Source organism: Mycobacterium seoulense (assembly GCF_010731595.1).
GTDB lineage: Bacteria > Actinomycetota > Actinomycetes > Mycobacteriales > Mycobacteriaceae > Mycobacterium > Mycobacterium seoulense.
On record NZ_AP022582.1, the window covers coordinates 856,560 to 881,641 of the forward strand.

Below are 25,082 nucleotides of genomic sequence, written 5' to 3' on the forward strand. Positions count from 1 at the left end.
GTCTCGCGGGCGCCGGTGGGTCCCTCGCGAAAGACGCGCAATAACGTGGCCCCGGCGGTGGTTCATACTTAATGCAAGACTTGGGCTCTTCCTGCGGACCCCTGAGACAGCAAGGTAGCGACGATGACGAGGTTGGACTCCGTCGAGAGGGCGGTTGCCGACGTTGCGGCCGGTAAGGCCGTGGTCGTCATCGACGACGAGGACCGCGAGAACGAAGGCGACCTGATCTTCGCCGCCGAAAAGGCGACGCCGGAGCTGGTGGCGTTCATGGTGCGCTACACCTCGGGGTACCTGTGCGTCCCGCTGGACGGCGCGATCTGCGACCGGCTGGGCCTGCTGCCCATGTACGCGGTGAACCAGGACAAGCACGGCACGGCCTACACCGTCACCGTCGACGCAAGAAACGGTGTGGGGACGGGGATCTCGGCCTCCGATCGCGCCACCACCATGCGCCTGCTGGCCGATCCCGCCAGCGTCGCCAACGATTTCACCCGCCCCGGCCATGTGGTTCCGTTGCGCGCCAAGGACGGCGGCGTGTTGCGCCGCCCCGGCCACACCGAGGCCGCCGTCGACCTGGCCCGGATGGCCGGATTGCAGCCCGCGGGCGCGATCTGCGAGATCGTCAGCCAAAAGGACGAGGGCTCGATGGCGCAGACCGACGAGTTGCGGGTCTTCGCCGACGAGCACGACCTCGCGCTGATCACCATCGCCGATCTGATCGAGTGGCGGCGCAAGCACGAGAAGCACATCGAGCGGATCGCCGAGGCCCGCATACCGACCCGGCACGGCGAGTTCCGCGCCATCGGCTACGCGAGCATCTATGAGGACGTCGAACACGTGGCGCTGGTGCGCGGTGAGATCGCGGGGCCGAATGCCGACGGCGACGACGTGCTGGTCCGCGTGCACTCCGAGTGCCTGACCGGTGACGTCTTCGGTTCCCGCCGCTGCGATTGCGGGCCCCAACTCGACGCGGCGATGGCGATGGTCGCGCGAGAGGGGCGCGGCATCGTGCTCTACATGCGCGGCCACGAGGGCCGCGGCATCGGTCTGATGCACAAACTGCAGGCCTACCAGCTGCAGGATGCCGGCGAGGACACCGTCGACGCCAATCTCAAACTCGGATTGCCCGCCGACGCACGGGATTACGGAATCGGGGCGCAGATCCTGGTCGATCTCGGGGTCCGCTCGATGCGGCTGCTGACCAACAATCCGGCCAAGCGGGTCGGGCTGGATGGCTACGGCCTGCACATCATCGAGCGGGTGCCGCTGCCGGTGCGCGCCAACGCGGAGAACATCCGCTACCTGATGACCAAGCGTGACAAGATGGGCCACGACCTGGCGGGCTTGGACGATTTCCACGAATCCGTCCATCTGCCAGGCGAATTCGGTGGTGCTTTGTGAGCTGTGCCGGCCACGACGCAGAACACGATGCAGGACGAAGCGATGAGAAGGAGTGGCGCCGATGAGCCCTGCGGCGGGAGTGCCGGATTTTCCCCCGTTGGACGCATCCGGTCTGCGCCTGGCCATCGTCGCGAGCACCTGGCACACCGAAATCTGCGACGCGCTCCTGGCCGGTGCGCGCAAGGTGGCGTCCGAGTCGGGTATCGACGACCCGACGGTGGTCCGGGTGATCGGCGCGATCGAGATCCCGGTGGTGGCGCAGGAACTGACCCGCAACCACGACGCCGTGGTCGCCCTGGGTGTGGTAATCCGCGGCCAGACACCGCATTTCGACTATGTGTGCGATGCCGTGACGCAGGGACTGACCCGGGTCTCGCTGGACTCTTCCACCCCGGTGGCCAACGGGGTGCTGACCACCGACACCGAGGAGCAGGCCCTGGACCGCGCTGGCCTGCCGGAATCGGCCGAGGACAAGGGCGCCCAGGCGACCGGCGCGGCACTGCAGACCGCGCTGACACTGCGTGACCTGCGCGCCCGGTCGTGACCGACCGCGAGGAATGGGACGTCGAGTTGCGTCCCCACCGCACGCCGATATTCGTCTACGGCGCGGCATTCACCATCGTCGCGGTGCACGTCGCGATCGGCTTTCTGCTCAAGGTCGGCTCCACCGGGGTGGTTTTCCACACCAGCGACCAAGTGGCGATGGCGCTGCTCGGTGTGGTCCTGGCGGGCGTGATCCTGCTGTTCGCCCGGCCGCGGCTTCGAGTCGGGGCGGCCGGAATGTCGGTGCGTAACCTGTTGGGCGACAAGCTTATCGAATGGCCAGACGTCGCCGGGATCTCGTTCCCGGCGGGCAATCGCTGGGCGCGCCTCGACCTGCCCGACGACGAGTACATCCCCGTGATGGCCATTCAGGCCGTCGACAAGGAGCGCGCGGTCAACGCGATGGACACCGTGCGGTCGCTGCTCGCGCGGTATCGGCCCGACCTGCGTACCCACTGAGAGGGCTATCCGTGCCCGGCACGGATAGCCCTTCAGGTGGACGGGTCAGAAGTTCTTACAGTCGGTCATCATCTGCTGGAAGATCGGCAAAGCCTGCTGCGCGCCCTGGTTGTGCTCGATGGCGTGCAGCAGGTTCACGCGCTGATCCGGCGACGAGGCCAGGTACTGCTGCAGGAACTGCTGGTTCGGTGGCGACTGGTCGAGGTACTGAGCGGCCATCGGGTTTTCCGCGTGCACGGCCCGCATGGCCTGGTCGTAACTGCAGGTCGTGTTGATCATCGGGCCGTAGTCGGGGGCAGCTGATGCGACCCCAGCGGCGGCGGTCGACGCCAATGCCAGACCGCCGACCCCGATCGCGAGCCTGGTCAACGAGCGCTTGAACATCTGTGGACTCCCTCCATTGATTACCACCCACTGTAACGTCCAGCTACACCCCTGGTAACCAGAACGGCGTTCGCTCAAACCGGCCGCCCCCGCCGCGCGGGACCAAAACCCCAGCTCGTCGGCCCTATTCCGGGGATCGATGAGCCCCTCGGCGGCCCACTCCGGCGTCGAATCCGCGTTCGCCGTTGGCGGCGCCGGGCCCGATCCAACCACCGCATCCCGACAAACCGCCGGCTCGTCAGCGGCTATTAGCCTGAATGGGTGCCAGATCCCGCCACCTACCGCCCCCCGTCCGGGTCCATCCCGGTCGAGCCGGGCGTCTATCGATTCCGGGATGCGCACGGGCGGGTCATCTACGTCGGCAAGGCCAAGAGCCTGCGCAGCCGGCTGACGTCGTACTTCGCCGACGTCGCCGGCCTGCACCCGCGAACCCGACAGATGGTGACCACCGCCGCCAAGGTGGAGTGGACGGTGGTCAACACCGAAGTCGAGGCGTTGCAGCTCGAATACAACTGGATCAAGGAGTTCGATCCGCGCTTCAACGTCCGCTACCGCGACGACAAGTCCTACCCGGTGCTGGCCGTCACCCTCAACGAAGAGTTTCCCCGGCTGATGGTCTACCGCGGCCCGCGCCGCAAGGGCGTCCGCTATTTCGGGCCCTACTCCCACGCGTGGGCGATCCGGGAGACGCTGGACCTGCTCACCCGGGTGTTCCCGGCCCGTACCTGTTCGGCCGGTGTGTTCAAGCGGCACAAGCAGATCGACCGCCCGTGCCTGCTCGGCTACATCGACAAGTGCTCGGCGCCGTGCGTCGGGCGGGTCAGCGCCGAGCAGCACCGCCAGATCGTCGACGACTTCTGCGACTTCTTGTCCGGCAAGACCGACCGGTTCGCCCGCGAGCTGGAACAGCGGATGCACGCCGCCTCCGACGAACTCGACTTCGAGCGGGCGGCCCGCCTTCGTGACGACCTGGGCGCCCTCAAGCGCGCCATGGAAAAGCAGGCCGTGGTGCTCGGCGACGGCACCGACGCCGACGTGGTCGCCTTCGCCGACGACGAGCTGGAGGCGGCGGTCCAGGTGTTCCACGTCCGCGGCGGCCGGGTGCGCGGCCAGCGCGGCTGGATCGTCGAAAAGTCGGCCGAGGCCGGTGATTCCGGCGAGGAGCAGTTGGTCGAGCAGTTCCTGACGCAGTTCTACGGCGAGCAGGCCGAACTGGGTGGCCAGGACAACCAAGGGGCCGACGAAGCGGCCAACCCGGTGCCGCGCGAGGTGCTGGTGCCCTGCCTGCCGTCGAACTCCGGGGAATTGACCAGCTGGCTGTCCGGCCTGCGCGGTTCGCGGGTCGCGCTGCGGGTCCCGCGCCGCGGCGACAAGCGGGCGCTGGCCGAGACCGTGCAACGCAACGCCAAAGAGGCGCTGCAGCAGCACAAGCTGAAGCGCGCCGGCGACTTCAACGCGAGATCGGCTGCCCTGCAGAACATTCAGGATGCCCTCGGGCTGGCCGATGCGCCGCTGCGCATCGAATGCGTCGACATCAGCCACGTCCAGGGCACCGACGTGGTGGGTTCGTTGGTGGTGTTCGAGGATGGCCTGCCGCGCAAGTCGGACTACCGCCACTTCGGGATCCGCGAAGCCGCGGGGCAGGGACGCTCCGACGACGTCGCCTCGATCGCCGAGGTGACCCGCCGCCGGTTCGCGCGGCACCTGAGCGAGCAGAACGACCCGAATATGCTTTCGCCCGAAGGGAAATCCCGCCGGTTCGCCTATCCGCCCAATCTCTACGTCGTCGACGGTGGCGCGCCGCAGGTCAATGCGGCCAGCGCCGTGCTGGAAGACCTGGGCGTCACCGACGTCGCGGTGATCGGCCTGGCCAAGCGGCTGGAAGAGATATGGGTGCCGTCCGAGCCGGATCCGGTCATCATGCCGCGCAACAGCGAGGGCCTCTATCTGCTGCAGAGGATTCGTGACGAGGCGCACCGGTTCGCCATCACCTACCATCGCAGCAAGCGATCCAAGCGAATGACCGCCTCGGCGCTGGATTCGGTGCCAGGATTGGGGGAACATCGCCGCAAGGCGCTGGTAACCCATTTCGGATCGATAGCCCGCCTCAAGGAGGCCACCGTCGACCAGATCACGGCCGTTCCCGGTATCGGGGTGGCCACCGCCACCGCCGTCCTGGAGGCGTTGCGGCCCGAGCAGCCCGCGGAAGCCGAATGACGGGTGAGTTGGCGGAGGGCCGCCCGATGGATTCCCGTCCAGACGGGGGGGCCGGCATCGACGTCGTGCTGGTGACCGGATTGTCCGGCGCCGGGCGGGGTACCGCCGCCAAGGTGCTCGAGGACCTCGGCTGGTATGTGGCCGACAACCTGCCGCCCCAGCTGATCACCCGCATGGTCGATTTCGGGCTGGCCGCCGGTTCGCGGATCACGCAGCTGGCGGTGGTGATGGACGTGCGGTCGCGCGGCTTCACCGGTGACCTCGACGAGGTGCGCAACGAGCTGGCCACCCGCAGCATCAGGCCGCGCGTCGTGTTCATGGAAGCATCCGACGACATGCTGGTGCGCCGCTACGAACAGAACCGCCGCAGCCACCCCCTGCAGGGCGACCAGACCCTGGCCGAGGGCATCGCCGCCGAGCGCCGGATGCTGGCCCCGGTGCGCGCCACGGCCGACCTGATCATCGACACGTCGACGCTGTCGGTGCGCGGCCTGCGGGAGAGCATCGAGCGCGCGTTCGGCGGCGACACCGGCACGTCGATCAGCGTCACGGTCGAATCGTTCGGCTTCAAGTACGGCCTGCCGATGGACGCCGACATGGTGATGGACGTCCGGTTCCTGCCCAACCCGCACTGGGTGGACGAGCTGCGTCCGCTCACCGGGCAGGACCCGGCGGTCAGCGAGTACGTGTTGAGCCAGCCCGGCGCCGCGGATTTCCTGGACGCCTACCATCGGTTGCTGTCTTTGGTCGTCGACGGTTACCGCCGGGAGGGCAAGCGCTACATGACGGTCGCCATCGGCTGCACCGGCGGCAAGCATCGCAGCGTCGCGATCGCCGAGGCGCTGATGGGGCTGCTCAAGGGCAATCCCCAATTGTCGGTGCGGGCGCTGCACCGGGATCTGGGTCGCGAATGAGCGCGCCGACGAATCAGGGCATCGTCGCGCTCGGCGGGGGACACGGCCTGTACGCGACGTTGTCCGCGGCACGCCGGCTGACGCCTCATGTCACCGCCGTGGTGACCGTCGCCGACGACGGCGGTTCCTCTGGGCGGCTGCGCAGCGAACTCGATGTGGTGCCGCCGGGCGATCTGCGAATGGCGTTGGCGGCCTTGGCGTCCGACAGCCCGCACGGACGGTTGTGGGCGACCATCCTGCAGCACCGGTTCGGCGGCAACGGCGCGTTGGCCGGGCACCCGATCGGCAACCTGATGCTCGCCGGGCTGTCGGAGGTGCTGGCCGACCCGGTGGCCGCGCTGGACGAGCTCGGCCGCATCCTCGGCGTGAAGGGCAGGGTGTTGCCGATGTGCCCGATCGCGCTGCAGATCGAGGCCGACGTGTCCGGCCTGGAGACCGATCCGCGGATGTTCCGGCTGATCCGCGGCCAGGTGGCGGTCGCCACCACACCGGGCAAGGTGCGGCGGGTGCGGCTGCTGCCGTCCGACCCCCCGGCGACCCGGCAGGCCGTCGACGCCATCATGGCCGCCGACCTGGTGGTGCTGGGCCCCGGCTCGTGGTTCACCAGCGTGATCCCGCACGTGCTGGTGCCGGGGCTCGCGGCGGCGCTGCGGGCCACCACCGCCCGTCGCGCGCTGGTGCTCAATCTGGTGGCCGAGCCGGGGGAAACGGCGGGCTTCTCCGTCGAGCGGCATCTGCACGTGTTGGCCCAGCACGCACCGGGTTTCACCGTGCACGACATCATCATCGACGCCGAGCGCGTGCCCGGCGAGCGCGAGCGGGAGCACCTGCGCCGCACCGCGACGCTGCTTTCGGCCGAGGTCCACTTCGCCGACGTGGCCCGACCTGGTACACCTTTACATGACCCAGGCAAGCTCGCGGCGGCCCTGGACGGGGTCCGGGCGGCCCGCAAGGGTCCGGGAGCGTCCCCGGTCACGGCCGCCGCGGATATCCGGGTCGACGGTGCAAGCCCACAGCCCGGTGGCAATGGACCGGCCGGCAGCGGACCAAGGGGTGACGACGCGTGGCGATGACGACCGAAGTCAAGGACGAGCTCAGCCGCCTGGTCGTGAAGTCGGTCAGTGCGCGTCGCGCGGAAGTGACGTCTCTGCTGCGGTTCGCCGGCGGGTTGCACATCGTCGGCGGTCGCGTGGTCGTGGAGGCCGAGGTGGACCTGGGCAACGTCGCGCGGCGGCTGCGCAAGGACATCTTCGAGCTCTACGGCTACAACGCCGTCGTGCATGTGTTGTCCGCCAGCGGGATTCGCAAGACCACCCGGTACGTGTTGCGGGTGGCCAACGACGGCGAGGCGCTGGCCCGCCAGACTGGGCTGCTCGACAACCGCGGACGCCCGGTGCGCGGTCTGCCCGCCCAGGTGGTCGGCGGCAGCATCGCGGACGCCGAAGCCGCCTGGCGCGGAGCCTTCCTTGCGCACGGGTCGCTGACCGAGCCGGGACGGTCGTCGGCGTTGGAGGTCAGCTGCCCCGGACCCGAGGCGGCGCTGGCCTTGGTCGGCGCCGCGCGCCGGCTCGGGGTCAGCGCGAAGGCCCGCGAGGTCCGCGGCGCCGACCGGGTGGTGGTGCGTGACGGCGAGGCGATCGGCGCGCTGCTGACCCGGATGGGCGCCCAGGACACCCGGCTCATCTGGGAGGAGCGCCGGATGCGCCGCGAGGTCCGGGCGACGGCCAACCGGCTGGCCAACTTCGACGACGCCAACCTGCGCCGCTCGGCGCGGGCCGCCGTCGCGGCGGCCGCCCGGGTGGAACGCGCGCTGGAGATCCTCGGCGACACCGTCCCCGACCACCTGGCCTCGGCCGGCAAGCTGCGCGTCGAGCACCGGCAGGCCTCGCTGGAGGAGCTGGGCCGGCTCGCCGACCCGCCGATGACGAAAGACGCTGTCGCGGGACGCATTCGGCGGCTGCTGTCGATGGCCGATCGCAAGGCGAAAATCGAGGGCATCCCGGACACCGAATCGGCGGTGACACCGGATCTACTGGAAGACGCGTAACCGGTCGCGTCATTTGCTGGTCGCAACGGGTGGGTGGGGGATACGGTCGGGTGATGAAACGGCTTTCGAGCGTTGACGCGGCGTTCTGGTCGGCCGAAACCGCGGGCTGGCACATGCATGTGGGCGCACTGGCGATTTGCGACCCGAACGATTCGCCCGAGTACAGCTTCGAGCGGCTCCGCGAACTCATCATCGAGCGCCTGCCCGAGCTGCCGCAGCTGCGGTGGCGGGTCACCGGTGCGCCGCTCGGCCTGGACCGGCCGTGGTTCGTCGAAGACGAGGAATTGGACATCGACTTCCACATCCGGCACATCGCCGTCCCGTCGCCCGGCGGCCGCCGCGAACTCGAGGAGCTGGTGGGCCGGCTCATGTCCTACAAGCTGGACCGTGCCCGGCCGTTGTGGGAGATGTGGGTCATCGAGGGCGTCGAGGGCGGCCGGGTCGCCTCGCTGACCAAGATGCACCACGCCATCGTCGACGGCGTCTCCGGTGCCGGCCTGGGTGAAATCCTGCTGGACGTCACGCCGGAACCGCGCCCGCCGCAACAGGAAACGGTCGGATCACTGGTGGGCTCGCGGATTCCGGGCATCGAACGGCGGGCTGTGGGCGCGCTCATCAATGTCGGCGTCAAGACGCCCTTCCGCATCGCGCGGCTCGTGGAGCAGACCGTGCGCCAGCAGATCGCCGCGCTGGGTGTGAGCGACCGGCCCCCGCGGTACTTCGAAGCGCCCAAGACCCGGTTCAACGCGTCCGTGTCCCCGCATCGGCGGATCACCGGCTGCCGCGTCGAGCTGGCCCGGGCCAAGGCGGTCAAGGACGCTTACGGCGTCAAGCTCAACGACGTCGTGCTGGCGCTGGTCTCCGGCGCCGCGCGCGAATACCTGCAGAAGCGAGGCGAGCTGCCCGCCAAACCGCTCATCGCCCAGATCCCCGTCTCCACCCGCACCGACGACGACAAGGACGACGTCGGCAACAAGGTGAGTTCGATGACCGTGTCGCTGGCCACCGACATCGACGATCCGGCCGAGCGGCTGCGGGCCATCCACGAAAGCACCCAGACCGCCAAGCTGATGGCCAAGGCATTGTCGGCACACCAGATCATGGGCCTGACCGAGACCACGCCGCCGGGGTTGCTGCAGCTGGCCGCGCGGGCCTACACGGCCAGTGGGCTGTCGCGAAACCTGGCTCCCATCAACCTGGTTGTCTCCAATGTGCCGGGTCCGCCGTTCCCGTTGTACATGGCCGGCGCCAAACTGGATTCGCTGGTTCCGCTCGGGCCGCCCGTCATGGACGTCGCCCTGAACATCACCTGCTTCTCCTACACCGACTATCTGGACTTCGGCTTCGTGACGACGCCCGAGGTGGCCAACGACATCGACGACATGGCCGACCGCATCGAGCCGGCGCTCACCGAGCTCGAGAAGGCGGCCGCGGGGGAGTGAGCGGCTCGACCGTCGCGTAGCCGGGACGATCGGCGGCGGCCGCCGGCTCGGCATTTGCGGGGCAACTCGCGCGAACAGCTATGGGACTTTATGCCCTAGCTGCGCCTCGACGTGTGGCCATAATTAGAACAAGTTACAGGTCAGCCTTTATGGCCGCTGTACAGCGAAAACAACGAAATACTTGACCGATGTTGCAACGTACTCTAGTGAGGTGCTCGGTGCGCACGTCAGGAGGTAAGCAGTGACGTCCCTTCGACACGTTGATGCCCAGTCCGTGTTGGCCGCCATCGACGATCTTCTGCCCAAGCTGCGGCAGCGGGCAGAGGAGACCGAGGACCTGCGGCGGCTGCCGGACGCCACCGTGAGCGAACTGCAAGAAATCGGCTTCTTCCGGATGCTGCAGCCGGGGCAGTGGGGCGGGATGCAGTGCGACCCGACGGTGTTCTTCGAGGCCGTCCGGCGCCTGGCCAGTGCGTGCGGGTCCACCGGGTGGGTGGCATCGATCCTCGGCGTGCACAACTGGCACGCGGCGCAGTTCGACCAGCGGGCCCAACAAGACGTGTGGGGCGAGGACGCCAACGTGCGTATCTCCTCGTCCTACGCCCCGATGGGCGCCGGTCAGGTTGTCGACGATGGTTATCTGGTCAACGGCTCGTGGAATTGGTCGTCGGGTTGCGACCACGCCACGTGGACCTTCGTCGGTGGCCCGGTGATCAAGGACGGTCAGCCGGTCGACTTCGGCAGCTTCTTGATCCCGAGAGGTGATTACCGCATCGACGACGTCTGGCATGTCGTCGGCCTGAAGGGCACCGGCAGCAACACCCTGGTCGTCAAGGACGTCTTCGTGCCCCGGCACCGATTCCTGTCCTACCAGTCGATGAACGAGGGCACCGCCCCCGGGCTGGTGGCCAACACCGATCCCGTCTACAAAATGCCTTGGGGCACTATGCATCCCACCACGATCACCGCCCCCATCGTCGGCATGGCCTACGGCGCCTACGAATCCCACGTCGAGCATCAAGGCAAGCGGGTGCGCGCGGCGTTCGCCGGCGAGAAGTCCAAAGACGACCCCTTCGCCAAGGTGCGTATCGCCGAGGCGGCCAGCGATATCGACGCCGCGTGGCGACAGCTGATGGGCAACGTCGGCGACGAGTACTCGTGTCTGGTGGCGGGCCGCGAGGTCCCGTTCGAGCTGCGGACCCGGGCCCGTCGCGACCAGGTGCGCGCCACCGCTCGCGCGGTTGCCTCGATCGACCGGTTGTTCGACGCTTCGGGCGCCACCGCGCTGGCCAATAGCGCTCCGATTCAACGATTCTGGCGCGACGCGCACGCCGGCCGTGTGCACGCCGCCAACGATCCCGAGCGGGCCTACTTGATTTTCGGCAACCACGAATTCGGGCTGCCACCCGCCGACACGATGGTCTAATTCACCGAGGTCTGACTCGCAGAGGAGCCACCGATGACCTGCCCTCACCTTCCGCCCGGCTTCGACCCCACCGACCCGGACATCTACGCCGAGCGCCTTCCCGTCGGGGAGCTCGCCGAACTTCGCCGCAACGCACCCATTTGGTGGTGTGACCAGCCGATCGGCAAGGGTGGCTTCAACGACGGCGGCTTCTGGGTGGTGACGAAACACAAGGACGTGAGGGAGGTTTCGCTGCGCAACGACGTCTTCTCCAGCTGGCTCAACGGCGCGATTCCGCGCTTCGCCGACGACATGAAGCGGGAAGACATCGACCTGCAGCGGTTCGTTCTGCTCAACATGGACCCGCCGCAGCACACGCGGCTGCGCAGGATCATCTCCCGCGGTTTCACGCCGCGCGCGATCGGGCGGCTCCGCGACCAGCTCAACGAGCGGGCGCAGGCCATCGCCAAGGCGGCCGCCGCCCAGGCTTCCGGCGATTTCGTGGAGCAGGTCGCGTGCGAACTGCCGCTGCAGGCCATCGCCGGGCTGCTCGGCGTGCCGCAGGAGGACCGCGGCAAGCTGTTCCGGTGGTCCAACGAGATGACCGGCGCCGAGGATCCTGAGTACGCGGATGTCGATCCCAAGGAGTCATCGGCGGAGGTGCTGGCCTACGCGATGAAGATGGCCGAGGTGAAGACCGAAAACCCCGGCGACGACATCGTTTCCACGCTGCTCCAGGCGGACATCGACGGCGAGAAGCTCTCCGACGACGAGTTCGGGTTTTTCGTGATGATGCTGGCGGTCGCCGGCAACGAGACCACCCGCAATTCGATCACCCAGGGCATGATGGCGTTCGCCCACTTTCCCGATCAGTGGGAGCTGTACAAGAAGGAGCGTCCGGAGACCGCGGCGGACGAGATCGTCCGGTGGGCCACCCCGGTTACCGCATTCCAGCGCACCGCCAAGCAGGACACCGAGCTGTCGGGCGTGACGATCAAGAAGGGCCAGCGGGTGTTGATGTTCTACCGCTCGGCCAACTTCGACGAGGACGTCTTCGCCGACCCGTTCGCATTCGACATCTTGCGTAACCCCAACCCGCACGTCGGATTTGGCGGCACCGGCGAGCACTACTGCATCGGAGCCAACCTGGCCAAGCTGACGATCAACCTCATGTTCAATGCCATCGCGGACCACATGCCCGACCTCACGCCCATCGCGAAACCGGAACGAATCCGGTCGGGGTGGCTCAACGGCATCAAGCACTGGCAGGTCGACTACACCGGCAAGTGTCCGGTCGCGCACTGACGCCCCGCTATTGGGGCTGCTCAACCTTGGGCCGCAGATTCTCGTCCACCTCGGCGTGCCAGTGCTTGTTCGCGGCCGTGGTGTCGACCTCGTACTCGAAGCGGTCGGTCATCTGCGGTGTGACGTCGGCGGCGTCCGCATAGAACTGCTGATACCAGCGGCGCAGCTGATAGACCGGGCCGTCCTCTTCCACCAGCAACGGGTTTTCGATCCGGGTCTTGTGCTTCCAGATTTCGACGTCCTGCAAGAAGCCCATGCTGACGCCCTCGGTGAACGCTTCGGACAGTTTCTCGGTGGCGGCCTCGTCCATGCCCTCGGGCTTCCGCACGATGATGCCCCACTGCAGCATGAAGGAGTTCTGCGTGACGGGGTAGTGGCAGTTGACGAGGATCGATTCCACTTTGTAGCCGCCGTAGCTGTTGTGCAGCCAGTTGATCATGAACGACGGGCCGAAGTAGGAGGCCTCGGAGTCCAGTGTTTGTTCGCCGGTGTAGTGCGAACCGCCGAGCAGCACATCGGGCCGGCCGACGGTGCGCAGGTATTGCGAGGCGATATGCCCCTCGAAGACGTTCTTGAAGTACGTCGGGAAGCCGTAGTGGATGTAGAAGAAGTGCGCCATGTCGACGATGTTGTCGACGATCTCGCGGCAGTTCGAACCCTCGATGAGCTGACTGCGCCACCGCCAGTCCGTCCACGCGTCGCTGGCGGCCTCGGGAATGTCGGGGATCTGCAATTCCGGTGATGGCGGGTTGCCCTCGTGGTCGTGCCAGACGAATAGCAGACCGTTGTGCACCTCGGTAGGCCACGACCGGGTGCGCGCCATTCGGGGTGTGCGCTTGGCATACGGCACCTCTTTGCACCTGCCGTCGCCGCCCCAACGCCAGTCGTGGAACGGGCACGCGACGGTGTCGCCCTTGACCACGCCCTGCGACAAGTCTCCGCCCATGTGCCGGCAGTACGCGTCGAGCACTCGCAGATTGTGGTCGGTGTCGGCGAAGACGACGAGCTTGGTGCCGAAGATGTTGACCGGGTGGGGCTTGCCGTCGAGGAAGTCCTGGGCCACGCCCAGGCAGTGCCAGCCGCGAGCGAACCGGGTCGGCAACGTTCCAACGTCGATCTCCCGGACGCCGACCCCAGCGGTATCGATACTCACTTCGCGCCTCCAGTCGCTTACCGCACCGAACTAGAACACGTTATAGTTTCCGCTCGTCGTCCCGAGAAGAATGCAGGCAAAAGCCACTACATATGTGACTTATTGCCCTAGTAGGACGGGGCGTGCTGGATCTCGGCTAGCGGGCGTTGTGTCAATCGGGTTCGTCGTCGTCGTTGCGGAGGAATCTTTCGGGGTGGTGGTAGTTGTTGGTTCTGGGTTGGCCGCGGTCGAGGTGGGGTGGGGGGAGCCATTCGGTGTGGCCGCGGGCGTTGGTGCGGGTGGTCCAGCCTTTTTCGGCGAGGCGGTTGTCGGGGCCGCAGGCCAGGGTGAGGTCGTCGATGTCGGTGCGCCGGGTGGTTGTCCAGCCGCGAACGTGGTGGACCTGGCTGTGGTAGGCCGGCGCATCGCAGCCCGGTTTGGTGCAGCCGCGATCCTTGGCATACAACATGATTCGTTGTGCGGGGGAGGCCAGCCGTTTGGTGTGCCACAGCGCCAGCGACTTGCCCTTGTCGAAGATGGCCAGGTAGTGGTGGGCGTGGCCGGCCCAGCGGATCACATCCGACATGGGCACCAGCGTGCCGCCGGCGGTCAACGCCTTACCGGCGGCCGCTTCGAGATCGGTCAGCGTGGTGGTGACCACGATCGACACCGGCAGCCCGTTGTGCGAGCCCAGTTCCCCGGAGGCCAGCAGGCCGCGCAGTCCGGCCAGGAAGGCGTCGTGGTTGCGTTGGGCTTGAGATCGGGTGTCGCGCCGGACCGCGTCCTCATCCGGTGTCGCATCGACCACCGGTGTCTGGTCGTCGGGGTTGCACGCCCCGGGCGCGGCGAGCTTGGCCAGCATGGCCTCGATGGCGGCCCGCAACTCCGGGGTCACCAGGCCGCTGATGCGGGACATGCCGTCGAACTCCTGCGTGCCCAGCGTGATGGCGCGTTTGCGGGCTCGCTCGGCGTCGCTGAAGTCCCCGTCGGGGTGTAGCCAATCCATCACCCGCTGGGCGTATTTGGCCAATTCGTCGGGGCGGTATCCGGCGGCCTTGCCGGCCAGGTCGGCCTCGGCGGCCTGCCGGGTGCACGCGTCGATCTCGGCGGGCAGCTGGGCCAAAAAGCTGCGGATCACCTTGACGTGCCCGTCGCCGATGAGCCCGGCGCGTTGCCCGGCCGCGGTCGCGCTGAGCTGTGGGACCAACGGTGCCCCGGTCAACGCCCGACGCTCCCCGAGATCCTGGGCTTCCTCGATGCGCCGGGCGGCCTCGGCTTTGGTGATGCGCAACCGGTCGGCCAGCCCCACCCGCAGCGCCCCGCCCAACTCCTCGGGGCTGGCCTGCGCGCTCAGCTGGTTGATCAACGCGTGCTGCGGGGTGCGCAGCCTACGGGCCACGCATTCCAGGCGCTCCAGGGCGCGCAACCGCTCCGGGGTGGTCAGCACGTCAAAAGACAACCCGCACAACCGGTCCACGTCATCATCGAACGCGTCGAAGACCTCCACGATCTCCTCACGACTGCTCGCACCCATGCCCTAAACTCTAGGAACACCCACCGACAAAAACGGCCATTGTGTGACCACAGAAGCGAAAGTGACACAAGGGAATACAAAGATCGGACTCCCCGCGACTGCTCCGGTGAAAGCCGTTGGGCGCTGGCCAACCCAGTCAGCTGACGCGCATCGGCAACGACTCCAGGCCCCGTAAAGAAACAATGCATCGGAGCCGCAGACTTTCCCGGGGCGCAGTGAGCTCCAGATTGTCAAACCGCTGCAGTAACTCGGTGAGCGCGATGCGGCCCTCCAATCTCGCGAGATGATGCCCAAGGCAGTAGTGCGCGCCGGACGCAAAGGCCAAGTGCTTATTCGGCCCCACGTCCTTCGTCGTCGTCTTCATTTTGGAGGCGATTTTCGAGGACCACGTTGCGTCAGCGAGGCACGTGTTTCTGCTTCGACGGGCCAGTCCCGTGATGCGTGTCGTTCGTGGATTGGCAGCGACGACATCCTCGGATAGAGGATCACTGGGCCGAGCCAACGCGCAACAAAGCGGCGGAGTGCGATTCCGTCGCGGTGCGGCTGTCCGGGATCGGTCAGGAGGGACTGCACGGTGCGCAAGGTCATTTCCGCAAGCTCCCGGAGCGCGGTGGTGTCGAAGCCGTGAAGCGTCCAATCCACATCGAGGCGGTGGAACGCCGACAAGCAAAATGCGATCGCGGTGTCGGAGGTTAGCGAGATGGCATCTTCGTCCTCCGGTCGCCGCGTCAGCAGGCTTTCCAGTTGTGGATCGCCGACGAGATTCTCGATTCCGAACGACACGCATTCGACGACGGCAATGACCGGGTCATTCTGTCCGCTGGTGCGTTGTAGAGCCTGGTCGATGAAACCGTCGACCGCACGCATCGCGCTGGCAATGAGCAGAGCGTCAGCATTGGGGAAGTAGCGGTACACCGTTTGGCGAGTTACACCGAGTTTTCGGGCGACGTCGGCCAGGCGGATCGCCGGTCCGTGTTCGGCGACCACTTCGTCCACCGCATCCAGAATGCGGGCGATTGCCTCCTCGTCCGAGGCGGGCGTCGAGCCCGCCCAGCCGCGACTACGCATCCGCTGCCACAAGCATTTCGGCCTCGAACTCGATCTCGAGAGTTGTTGGGCCGGTCATACCGAGCAGAGACTTCCACGGCGTCGGACCGACGCGACGAGGTGCCGTGAGGCGTCGGGTGAGGACTGTGAGTGCTTCCGCCAACTCCCGGCGTGCGAGGTTGGCCCCTAGGCAGTAGTGCGCGCCACCACCGAAAGTCAGAATCGGGGGCAGGTCGTTGCGCGCGATGTCGAACCGGTCCGCATCGTGATAAATCGCCGGATCACGATTGGCCGCAAAGGTATTCACAACTACGAACGTCCCTACCGGGAACATGAAACCGCCGAATTCGGCATCCTCAGTGGCGGCGCGCGGCGCGATACACACCGCCGGTGAGTGGCGCATGCTCTCCTCGACCGCCTGCATCGCAAGCTCGGGTTGATTGCCCAGCTTCGCCCACTGGTCCGGATGCTCGCAGAGCACCTGCACCGACGCGGCCAATTGGTGTCGCGTCGTATCCGTTCCTGCCATCAAGAAGCCGGCGACCAGCATGCGGAGTTCGTCGAGACTCAGCCGATCACCGTCGCTCTCGGCGCGAATGAGCTCGGAAAGCAGGTCATCGGTCAGACTGTTCCGGCGGGCGGCGACCATGTCGTCGACGTACGCATCCAGCTCGCCCCACGCCCGCATGATCGCGCCTTCATCGAAGGTGGCATCGGGCTGAAAATTGAAGGCCTTGAAGATTTCGTCGGTCCACTCTGAGAACAGACGCCAGTCCTCGCGAGGCGCACCGATCAGCGCGCACATGATCGGGGTGGGGTAAGGCCGCGCGATGTCGGTGACAACGTCGCACCGTCCGGCGTCTGCTACCCGATCGATCAGGCCATTCACCACCTCGTGGATCGTGTCTTGAAGACCTGCTGTCGCGCGGGGAGTGAACGCCCTCGACACCAGTTTGCGTAAGCGCGTATGCGGCGGGCCATCGAGGCCTAACAGGCTGCTCATCATTTTGTCGTACAACGGACCAGAGGTGATGGCCTGCGCTGCCAGCGTGATGCCGGGTGGCATGCGAAACCTATTGTCGCGGAGCATGTCCCGGGCCATGTCATAGGACAGGATTTCCGGGCCGAGGGGCCCGATGGCGATCGGTGCGCGCGCTTGCGCCTCTCGGACATCCTCGAGGATGTCGTGCGGGGTGGCGGTGAGGCCATAACTGACGGTGGGGAGGCCAGCTTCGAAGACACTGGGAGCGGCGTTTTTCAGATTCATTGATGTCTCAACTTCCGTTGGCGACAGCAGATCGCGGTATGGACAACTATGCATACAGTGTATGACCACTAATAGGGACCGTCAATACAAGACCGCACAAATCCGAGGAAAGCGGCTAGGTGACCTGCAATGGTCATACAACTTGGTATTCAACGTCCGTATTCTCGGCGCAGGTGATGACGCAGCGCGACAGACGCCGGCTGGTGCGGGTGCGCCTTGAGGAGATGAAAATCAGGCTCTAATCGTCGTCCTGAGAATACGTCGCGTACACCCAGGTCAGGAACCGTGCGACGGCTTCCGCCGATCGATGCGCCCGCGGGGAGCTGAAGATGTCGAAAGCGTGTTGCGCGCTGGGCAATTCGGCGTAGGCGACCGGGGACTTGGACACCGCCCGCAGTTCCTCGGTGAACTCCTGGGCTTCGCCGACCGGGATGAGGGAATCGTCGCGCCCGTGCAGGACAAAGAACGGCGGCGCGTCGGCGTGCAGCCGCCGGATCGGCGAGGCGTCGAGGTAGACGTGGCGGTGCGTGTCGAATCCCCGCTTCACCACGAACTTTTCGAGCAGCGAGATGAATTCGGGCCGGCCCTCGCCCTCGGTGGAGAACCAGTCGTAGCGGCCGTAGATCGGGACGGCGGCCGCCACCGACGTGTCGGCGTCTTCGAAGCCGGGCTGGAATTGCGGGTCGTTGGGCGTCAGCGCCGCCAGCGCGCACAGGTGCCCGCCCGCCGAACCGCCGGTGACAGCGACGAAGTCGGGATCACCGCCGTAGTCGGCGATGTTCTCCTTGACCCAGGCCAGCGCCCTCTTGACGTCGACGATGTGGTCGGGCCAGGTGTGGCGCGGCGACACGCGATAGCCGATCGACACGCACACCCAGCCGCGGGCGGCCAGGTGGCTCATCAGCGGGTAGGCCTGGGGCCGGCGCATCCCGATCATCCAGGCGCCGCCGGGCACCTGCAGCAGCACCGGGGCCTTGGCGTCGCGCGGCAGGTCGCGGCGGCGCCAGATGTCGGCGAGGTTGGCGCGGCCGTTCGGGCCGTAGGACACCACGTTCGTCTTCTCGACGAAGCGCCGGCGCGCCACGGTGTTGCCCAGCGGCAGGCTGCGCCGCCCGCTGCGCGTGGGCTTGGCGTGGGGAAGATGGCTCAGCGCCTCGGCGTAGTCGTCGCCGAGCTGCTCGCGCAGGCCGGCCTCCAGCACCGGGCCCGGCGTGGTGACGCCGCGGTAGCGGATCACTCCGAGGATCGCCCACGACGCGGCCGTCATCGCCAGCGCAGCCTTGCCACGGCGTCCCGCGAAGTGGCCGCGCCGCGCACGGCGCACCGCGTCCAGCAGGGAGACGGAGAAATAGATGCCGGGCACCTCCGACGTCGGCCAGCCGAACCAGAAGACCAGCACGGTGCTGTAGCCCTTGCGGGCCAGCGGCCGTAATCCGTTGGCGGCGTTGGCCAGTTCCAGCGCGGCGCGCGCCAGCGGGCGGGGGCGTACCAGGCGGCGGGGTAACCGGCGCATCAGCCGGTGACCCGCGATTGCAGTTCGTTGCGCTGGATCTTGCCGGTGCTGCCGCGGGGGAGTTCGTCCAGCACGGTGATTTCGCGCGGCACTTTGTAGTTGGCCAGGTTTTCCCGGACATGTTGTTTGAGGGCCTCGGGCGTGGCCTGGGAGCCCGGGGTCAACACCACGAATGCCGCCAGGCGCTGGCCGTACTGCTCATCGTCGACGCCGATCACCGCGGCTTCGGCCACGTCGGGGTGTACCGCCAACGTCTTCTCCACCTCGATCGGGTAGACGTTCTCGCCGCCGGAGACGATCATCTCGTCGTCGCGGCCCACCACGAACAACCGGCCGGCCTCGTCCAGGTAGCCGACGTCGCCCGACGACATGAACCCGGCGTGGAAATCCTTCGTGGTGCCCGAGGTGTAACCCTCGAACTGGGTGTCGTTGCGGACGTAGATGGTGCCGACCTCGCCGGTGGGCAGCTCGTTGAATTCGGAGTCCAGGATGCGGATTTCGGTCCCGCCCGCCGGCCGGCCGGCGGTGTCGGGCGCGGCGCGCAGGTCGGCCGGGGTGGCGGTGGCGATCATGCCGGCCTCGGTGGCGTTGTAGTTGTTGTAGATCACGTCGCCGAACTCGTCCATGAACGCGATGACGACGTCGGGGCGCATGCGGGAGCCGGATGCCGCCGCAAAGCGCAATGACTTGCAGCTGTACCGCTTTCGCACCTCGGGCGGCAGTTCCATGATGCGGTCGAACATCACCGGCACCACCGCCAGCCCCGTCGCCTGGTTCCGGTCGATGAGGTCGAGCGTGGCCTCGGGGTCGAACTTGCGCCGGGTGACCACCGTGCAGGCCATCGACGCGGCGAAGATCAACTGCGAGAAGCCCCAGGCGTGGAACATCGGGGCCACGATCACGACCGTCTCCTCGGCCCGCCACGGCGTGCGGTCCAGGATGGCCTTGAGCGTGCCGATGCCCGCGTTGCCGCCGGTTTGGTTGGCCCCCTTGGGGGTTCCGGTCGTACCGGAGGTCAGCAGGATCATCCGGCCCTTGCGGCCGGGGCGCTCGGGCCGTTGACCGGTGTGCTCGCCGATGAGCCCCTCGACGGTCAGCTCGTGCCGCCCGTCGGTCCAGGCCACGATGCGGGTGGCGTCCGGCTGGTCGGCCAGCGCGCGGTCCACCGTCTCGGTGAACTCCTCGTCGTAGATGACGGCGTCGACCCCTTCGCGGTTGACCACCTCGGCGAGCGCCGGTCCGGCGAACGACGTGTTGAGCAGCACGACGTCCGAGCCGATCCGGTTGGTGGCCACCACCGCCTCGACGAAGCCGCGGTGGTTGCGGCACATGATCCCGACGACGCGCGGTGTCCCCGTCCGGCCCGGCAGGTCCTGCAGCGCCGCGGCGAGCGCGTTGATCCGCTCGTCGAGCTGGCGCCAGGTCAGCGTCCCGAGTTCGTCGACGAGGCCGGGCCGGTCCGGGCAGCGTTGCGCCGCACTGGCGAACCCGACGGTCATGCCCATGCCCTCGCGGCGCATGGCCGCGGCGATCTTGAGGTAGCGGTCGGGCCGCATCGGCGCGATCATGCCGGCGCGCCTCAGGGTGGAGATGACGCCGAGGGCTTCGGTGAAAGGAGAGGCCACGGCTCAGCCCAGGATCGGGAAACGTCGCTTGGCGGCCAGGTCCTTGAGCGCCTGCTGCATCACCGACCGCACGTGCTCGTCGACCTCGTCGACGTCCGGATCGTCGCCGAATTGGCCGGCGATGTCGATCGGTTCGAGCACCTGCGTGACGATCTTGGTGGGCAGCGGAAGGTTGGGCGGGATCACCGCACTGAAGCCGAAGGGGAAGCCGAACGACAGCGGCAGGATGGCGCTGCGCAGCAAGCGCTTCACCCCGAGCCGCTCGGCCAGCCAGGTCCCGCGTGACAGGTAGAGCTGCGTCTCCTGACCGCCGATGGACACCGCGGGCACGATCGGGACGCCCGCCTCGATCGCGGTCCTGACGTATCCCTTGCGGCCGTTGAAGTCGATGACGTTCTCCGCGAGCGTGGGCCGGTACGCGTCGTAGTCACCGCCGGGGAAGACGATCACGACCCCGCCGGACCGCAGGGCTTGCGCCGCGTTCTCCCGGTTGGCCCGGATGTATCCGGTCCGCCGGAAGAAGTCCCCGGTGGGGCCGGTCATGAGAATGTCGTGGCTCAGCGTGTAGACCGGCCGGTCGTAGCCGAACTTCTCGTAGAAGTGGACGCTGAAGATGGGGACGTCCATCGGGAACATGCCGCCGGAGTGGTTGCCGACGACCAGCGCCCCACCGGGCGGAAACGAACCCAGGCCGTGCACCTCCGACCGGAAGTAGGCCTTCAGCGCCGGGCGCATCACGCCCATCAGGCGCTGGGTCAAGACGGGGTCGAACTTGCCGATGTCGCCGGCATCGGGGTGATCGTTGTCGGTCACGTTCCTCCCTTGACGCTCCCGCGAGGCCGCTTGAGGTATGAGGGGCCGCGTCGAATTCCTCGATGGTAGCGACCGGGGCGCGGCCGCCGTCATGGTGTTTATCTCTTTACCCGTCTGCGGATATGGTGCCCGCCGGGTGCGGGCGCTATTGTTACGACGCCCTACGTGAAATCTCGAGAAGCGGGGAGACCGATGGACGTTGCCGGTTTGTCCCACGAGCGCAGCACCCGCCCGGGCGTCGCGCGCGCTACGAGCTCTCGTGACCGACGCACCCTCCGGCCGCACACCGGCGTGGGCCGCCCTGAACCTCCCCGCCCCATTCAGGCCGCCGCGCCGTCCACCGGCCGGCTCGCGGCTGACGTTGATCCGGCCGCTCCGGATGCGGCCGACCATCGCCAGGCCGACTACTTCCTTCGGGTGCTCTCGCAGAACCGCAGGCTCACCGCACAGCGGATCGACGACTACCAGAGGGCGATCGCCGCCGCGCAGGCCAACGGCGACGTCGATACCGTCTCCAGCCTTCGGCGCATCGCCCGGATCGAGGAACAGGACCGGGACAACCTGGACCGCATGCTCGAGAAGCTGCGCAGCCGGTTCGGCCGCCGCACCCCCGGCCCGTCACCCGCCCACGCCCCGCGGCCGCGTTCCGCGGTCCGGTAGCCGCGACCGGCAGTAATTCGCCTGCTGCGCAGCGGTTTTCGTCGCTCGAGTGACCCCGAAAGGTGACGTGCCGCGGAATCGGCCACGCCAGCATCGCGGTGCCGATACATTTGACGGGCCAACTGGTTTCTTCCGACATCGAATGAGGCCGCCCATGGGATTCATGGCACCGGAACTTCCGGACGTCGATCGCAAGACCTGGCCGACCTTGCCCCGGGCAACCCGCCTGCAAGTCGTGACCCGGCATTGGGCCGAACACGGCTTCGGAACCCCGTATGCGGTGTATCTGCTGTATCTGATCAAGATCGCCCTGTACGTGGCCGTGCCCGCGGCGATCATCTCGCTGACCCCCGGCCTCGGTGGCCTGGGCCGCATCGCCGACTGGTGGACCCAACCGATCGTGTACCAGAAGGTCGTCGTCTTCACCCTGCTGTTCGAGGTAACGGGCCTGGGCTGCGGATCGGGACCGTTGACCGGGCGGTTCATGCCGCCGATCGGAGGCATCCTTTACTGGTTGCGGCCCAACACTATTCGCTTGCCCGCCTGGCCCGGGAAGGTTCCGTTCACCAGCGGTGACACCCGCACCGTCTTCGACGTCGCCCTGTACGCGATCGTGTTGGCCGGCGGGGTGTGGGCGCTGTTGTCGCCCGGCCACGGCGGGCCGGTCACGGCCGCCGGCGACGTCGGCCTGATCGACCCGGTTCGGGTCATCCCGACGATCGTCGCGCTGGCGTTGTTGGGCCTGCGTGACAAGACCATCTTCCTGGCCGCCCGCGGCGAACACTATTGGCTGAAGCTGATCGTGTTCTTCTTCCCGTTCACCGATCAGGTGGCGGCGTTCAAGATCATCATGCTGTTGCTGTGGTGGGGCGCGGCGACGTCCAAGCTCAATCATCACTTCCCGTACGTGGTGTCGGTGATGACGAGCAACAACGCGCTGTTGCGACCCAAGCTGTTCAACCGGGTCAAGCACATGCTCTACCTGGACCACGTCAACGACCTTCGTCCGTCCTGGTTGCCAAAGGTGATGGCCCACGTCGGCGGCACCACGGCGGAATTCGTGATTCCGACGGTTCTGGTCTTCTTCGCCGGCGATCACCCGTGGCGGTGGTTCCTCATCGCGTTCATGGTGGTCTTCCACCTCAACATCATTTCCAACCTCCCGATGGGAGTTCCGTTGGAATGGAACGTCTTCTTCATCTTCTCGCTGTTCTACCTGTTCGGGCACTACGGCTCGATCCGGGCCACCGACCTTCGCTCCCCGCTGCTGCTGGCCCTCGTGATCCTCGCGGCGGCGGTCGTGATCGCGGGAAACATGTTCCCCGAGAAGATTTCGTTCCTTCCCGCGATGCGGTACTACGCCGGCAACTGGGCCTCGAGCGTGTGGTGTTTCCGTGCCGGCGCCGAGGAAAAGGTCGATGCCGACATCGTCAAGAGCTCCGCGCTCGTCGTCAATCAGCTGGCCAGGCTCTATGATCCGGAAACCGCCGAGATCATGGCGGACAAGACGGCCGCATTCCGCGCCATGCACGCGCACGGCCGCGCCCTCAACGCCCTGCTGCCCCGCGCGATCGACGACGAAGCCAACTACAAGATCCGTGAGGGCGAAATCGTCGCCGGGCCCCTGGTCGGGTGGAACTTCGGCGAAGGCCACCTGCACAACGAGCAGCTACTCGAAGCGGTGCAGCGGCGTTGCCACTTCGAGGACGGCGATCTTCGCGTCATCGTTCTCGAAGGGCAACCGATCCACATTCAACAGCAGCGGTACCGCATCCTCGACGCCAAGACCGGCCTGATCGAAGAAGGCTATGTCGACGTCAAGGACATGCTGACCCGTCAGCCGTGGCCGGAGCCGGGCGACGAGTTCCCCGTCCACGTCACGACGCAACGCCGTGCGCCATGACCAGGGCTGTGGTGGTCGGCGCCGGGCCCAACGGCCTGGCCGCGGCGATCCACCTGGCCCGCAACGGAGTCGACGTCCAGGTGCTCGAGGCGAGCGACACCGTCGGCGGGGGAGCCCGCTCGGGCGAACTGACGATGCCCGGGGTCATCCACGACCACTGCTCGGCGTTTCACCCGCTGGGTGTCGGTTCGCCGTTGTGGAAGCAGATCGACCTGCAGCGCTACGGGCTGCAGTGGAAGTGGCCGGAGGTCGACTGCGCACACCCGCTCGACGACGGCACCGCCGGCGTGCTCTACCAGTCGATCGATGAGACGGTGGCCGGCATGGGGCCCGACGGCGGCCGGTGGCGGCGGGCGATAGGGGACCTGGCGGCGGGATTCGACGAGCTGGCCGAGGATCTGCTGGGCCCGGTGCTGGGCGTCCCGCGTCACCCGATTCGCCTGGCCGGCTTCGGGCCGCGTGCGCTGTTGCCGGCCACCACCATGGCCCGCTGGTTTCGCACCGAGCAGGCCCGCGCGTTGTTCGGCGGGTCCGCCGCGCACATCTACACCCGGCTGGACCGGCCGCTCACCGCGTCCCTGGGGCTGATGATCCTGGCCAGCGGTCACCGCTACGGCTGGCCCGTCGCACAAGGGGGCTCCGGGTCGATCAGCCGGGCGCTGGCCGCCGCCCTCGCCGAGCACGGCGGCGCCGTGACCACCGGGGTGCGGGTCGCCAGCCGCAAAGACATCCCGGACGCCGACATCGTCATGCTCGACCTCAGCCCGGCCGCGGCGCTCGCCCTCTACGGCGACGCCATGCCGGGCCGGATCAGGCGGTCGTATCGGCGCTATCGGGAGGGGTCGTCGGCGTTCAAGGTCGACTTCGCCATCGAGGGCGACATCCCCTGGACCAACCCTGACTGCGGCCGGGCCGGCACCGTGCACCTCGGCGGCACGTTCGCCGAGGTCGCGGACACCGAACGTCAACGCGCACAGGGCAAGATGGCCGACCGGCCCTTCGTGCTGCTCGGGCAGCAGTACCTGTGCGACCCGTCGCGCTCGGCCGGCGGCATCAACCCGATCTGGGCGTACGCGCACGTGCCGTTCGGCTACGACGGCGACGCGACCGCTGCCGTCGTCGCCCAGATCGAGCGGTTCGCGCCGGGGTTCTCCGGGCGCGTCCTCGCGACGGTCAGCAAGGGGCCCGCCGAACTGCAGGCCTACAACGCCAACTTCATCGGCGGCGACATCATCGGCGGTGCCAACGACGGGCTGCAGGTGATCTTCCGTCCCCGCATCGCCGTCGATCCCTATGCCGTCGGCGTGCCGGGCGTCTACCTGTGTTCGCAGTCCACGCCGCCGGGGGCCGGCATCCACGGGCTGTGCGGTTACCACGCGGCCGAGTCGGCGCTGAAGTGGCTGAAGAAGACGCGCCGCGACTGACGTCACACTGGGCGCGGGAACCGGGGCGGCAACCGCGCATGCTGCTC

Annotated in this window: 22 protein-coding genes; 13 read left to right on the top strand and 9 right to left on the bottom strand. The window is 67.4% G+C overall.

Features of this window, described 5'->3' with window-relative positions:
• The first annotated feature begins 123 nt into the window (after nucleotides 1-123).
• From G6N37_RS04300 to G6N37_RS04310, 3 genes are all read left to right on the top strand, one after another.
• A complete protein-coding gene (locus G6N37_RS04300; protein WP_163676395.1) occupies nucleotides 124-1,401 on the top strand; it encodes a bifunctional 3,4-dihydroxy-2-butanone-4-phosphate synthase/GTP cyclohydrolase II in 1,278 nt (425 codons plus the stop codon).
• A gap of 61 nt (nucleotides 1,402-1,462) precedes the next feature.
• Nucleotides 1,463-1,945, top strand: coding sequence for a 6,7-dimethyl-8-ribityllumazine synthase (gene ribH, locus G6N37_RS04305; RefSeq protein WP_163676398.1), 483 nt, complete (start codon nucleotides 1,463-1,465; stop codon nucleotides 1,943-1,945).
• A complete protein-coding gene (locus G6N37_RS04310; RefSeq protein ID WP_163676400.1) occupies nucleotides 1,942-2,403 on the top strand; it encodes a PH domain-containing protein in 462 nt (153 codons plus the stop codon). The genes ribH and G6N37_RS04310 overlap by 4 nt, the downstream gene beginning before the upstream one ends.
• A gap of 45 nt (nucleotides 2,404-2,448) precedes the next feature.
• On the opposite strand, the gene G6N37_RS04315 is transcribed toward G6N37_RS04310, so the two are convergent.
• Complete coding sequence (locus G6N37_RS04315) at nucleotides 2,449-2,787, bottom strand: hemophore-related protein (RefSeq protein WP_066945085.1); 339 nt, start codon at nucleotides 2,785-2,787, stop codon at nucleotides 2,449-2,451.
• Between the two features lie 261 nt (nucleotides 2,788-3,048).
• Here G6N37_RS04315 and uvrC point away from each other — a divergent pair, with 261 nt between their 5' ends.
• From uvrC to G6N37_RS04350, 7 genes are all read left to right on the top strand, one after another.
• Nucleotides 3,049-5,004: an excinuclease ABC subunit UvrC gene (uvrC, locus tag G6N37_RS04320; protein ID WP_163676402.1), complete on the top strand. Its 1,956-nt coding sequence runs from the start codon at nucleotides 3,049-3,051 to the stop codon at nucleotides 5,002-5,004.
• Between the two features lie 26 nt (nucleotides 5,005-5,030).
• Entirely contained in the window at nucleotides 5,031-5,918 is an 888-nt protein-coding gene (gene rapZ, locus G6N37_RS04325; protein ID WP_174813791.1) for an RNase adapter RapZ, read from the top strand.
• Nucleotides 5,915-6,991 (top strand): uridine diphosphate-N-acetylglucosamine-binding protein YvcK, encoded by a 1,077-nt coding sequence (yvcK, locus tag G6N37_RS04330; RefSeq protein WP_163676406.1) that lies wholly within the window; start codon nucleotides 5,915-5,917, stop codon nucleotides 6,989-6,991. The genes rapZ and yvcK overlap by 4 nt, the downstream gene beginning before the upstream one ends.
• Nucleotides 6,988-7,965 (top strand): DNA-binding protein WhiA, encoded by a 978-nt coding sequence (gene whiA, locus G6N37_RS04335; protein ID WP_102419857.1) that lies wholly within the window; start codon nucleotides 6,988-6,990, stop codon nucleotides 7,963-7,965. The genes yvcK and whiA overlap by 4 nt, the downstream gene beginning before the upstream one ends.
• Nucleotides 7,966-8,018: 53 nt before the next feature.
• Nucleotides 8,019-9,407: a WS/DGAT/MGAT family O-acyltransferase gene (locus tag G6N37_RS04340; RefSeq protein ID WP_163676408.1), complete on the top strand. Its 1,389-nt coding sequence runs from the start codon at nucleotides 8,019-8,021 to the stop codon at nucleotides 9,405-9,407.
• A 241-nt stretch (nucleotides 9,408-9,648) separates the two neighbouring features.
• Nucleotides 9,649-10,833, top strand: coding sequence for a 3-hydroxy-9,10-secoandrosta-1,3,5(10)-triene-9,17-dione monooxygenase oxygenase subunit (hsaA, locus tag G6N37_RS04345; RefSeq protein WP_163676410.1), 1,185 nt, complete (start codon nucleotides 9,649-9,651; stop codon nucleotides 10,831-10,833).
• Nucleotides 10,834-10,866: 33 nt separating this feature from the next.
• A complete protein-coding gene (locus G6N37_RS04350; protein ID WP_163676412.1) occupies nucleotides 10,867-12,117 on the top strand; it encodes a cytochrome P450 in 1,251 nt (416 codons plus the stop codon).
• A gap of 7 nt (nucleotides 12,118-12,124) precedes the next feature.
• Here G6N37_RS04350 and G6N37_RS04355 read toward each other — a convergent pair whose 3' ends face one another.
• The 8 genes from G6N37_RS04355 to G6N37_RS04390 form a co-directional block, all read right to left on the bottom strand.
• Nucleotides 12,125-13,270, bottom strand: coding sequence for a Rieske 2Fe-2S domain-containing protein (locus G6N37_RS04355; protein ID WP_163676415.1), 1,146 nt, complete (start codon nucleotides 13,268-13,270; stop codon nucleotides 12,125-12,127).
• A 151-nt stretch (nucleotides 13,271-13,421) separates the two neighbouring features.
• A complete protein-coding gene (locus G6N37_RS04360) occupies nucleotides 13,422-14,783 on the bottom strand; it encodes an HNH endonuclease signature motif containing protein (protein WP_163676418.1) in 1,362 nt (453 codons plus the stop codon).
• 136 nt (nucleotides 14,784-14,919) lie between these two features.
• The gene (locus G6N37_RS04365; protein ID WP_163676420.1) at nucleotides 14,920-15,147 is read right to left on the bottom strand and encodes a cytochrome P450; all 228 of its coding nucleotides are present in this window, start codon (nucleotides 15,145-15,147) and stop codon (nucleotides 14,920-14,922) included.
• A complete protein-coding gene (locus G6N37_RS04370) occupies nucleotides 15,144-15,851 on the bottom strand; it encodes a TetR/AcrR family transcriptional regulator (protein WP_163676423.1) in 708 nt (235 codons plus the stop codon). The genes G6N37_RS04365 and G6N37_RS04370 overlap by 4 nt, the downstream gene beginning before the upstream one ends.
• Entirely contained in the window at nucleotides 15,844-17,097 is a 1,254-nt protein-coding gene (locus G6N37_RS04375; RefSeq protein ID WP_163676426.1) for a cytochrome P450, read from the bottom strand. Before G6N37_RS04375 ends, G6N37_RS04370 begins: the two co-directional genes overlap by 8 nt.
• 238 nt (nucleotides 17,098-17,335) lie before the next feature.
• The gene (locus G6N37_RS04380; RefSeq protein WP_163676429.1) at nucleotides 17,336-18,610 is read right to left on the bottom strand and encodes an alpha/beta hydrolase; all 1,275 of its coding nucleotides are present in this window, start codon (nucleotides 18,608-18,610) and stop codon (nucleotides 17,336-17,338) included.
• Nucleotides 18,610-20,178 carry an acyl-CoA ligase FadD12 gene (fadD12, locus tag G6N37_RS04385; RefSeq protein WP_232075465.1) on the bottom strand — a complete coding sequence of 523 codons (1,569 nt, stop codon included), beginning with the start codon at nucleotides 20,176-20,178 and terminating at the stop codon, nucleotides 18,610-18,612. Before fadD12 ends, G6N37_RS04380 begins: the two co-directional genes overlap by 1 nt.
• A 60-nt stretch (nucleotides 20,179-20,238) precedes the next feature.
• Nucleotides 20,239-20,979, bottom strand: a complete 741-nt coding sequence (locus tag G6N37_RS04390) for a lysophospholipid acyltransferase family protein (protein WP_232075467.1) — start codon at nucleotides 20,977-20,979, stop codon at nucleotides 20,239-20,241.
• Between the two features lie 360 nt (nucleotides 20,980-21,339).
• Between G6N37_RS04390 and G6N37_RS04395 the strand changes: the two genes are divergently transcribed.
• The 3 genes from G6N37_RS04395 (at nucleotide 21,340) to G6N37_RS04405 (ending at nucleotide 25,035) form a co-directional block, all read left to right on the top strand.
• Nucleotides 21,340-21,708 carry a hypothetical protein gene (locus tag G6N37_RS04395; protein ID WP_232075271.1) on the top strand — a complete coding sequence of 123 codons (369 nt, stop codon included), beginning with the start codon at nucleotides 21,340-21,342 and terminating at the stop codon, nucleotides 21,706-21,708.
• Between the two features lie 154 nt (nucleotides 21,709-21,862).
• Nucleotides 21,863-23,611, top strand: a complete 1,749-nt coding sequence (locus tag G6N37_RS04400) for a DUF3556 domain-containing protein (protein ID WP_163676442.1) — start codon at nucleotides 21,863-21,865, stop codon at nucleotides 23,609-23,611.
• Entirely contained in the window at nucleotides 23,608-25,035 is a 1,428-nt protein-coding gene (locus G6N37_RS04405; protein ID WP_163676445.1) for a phytoene desaturase family protein, read from the top strand. Before G6N37_RS04400 ends, G6N37_RS04405 begins: the two co-directional genes overlap by 4 nt.
• Nucleotides 25,036-25,082: the final 47 nt, after the last annotated feature.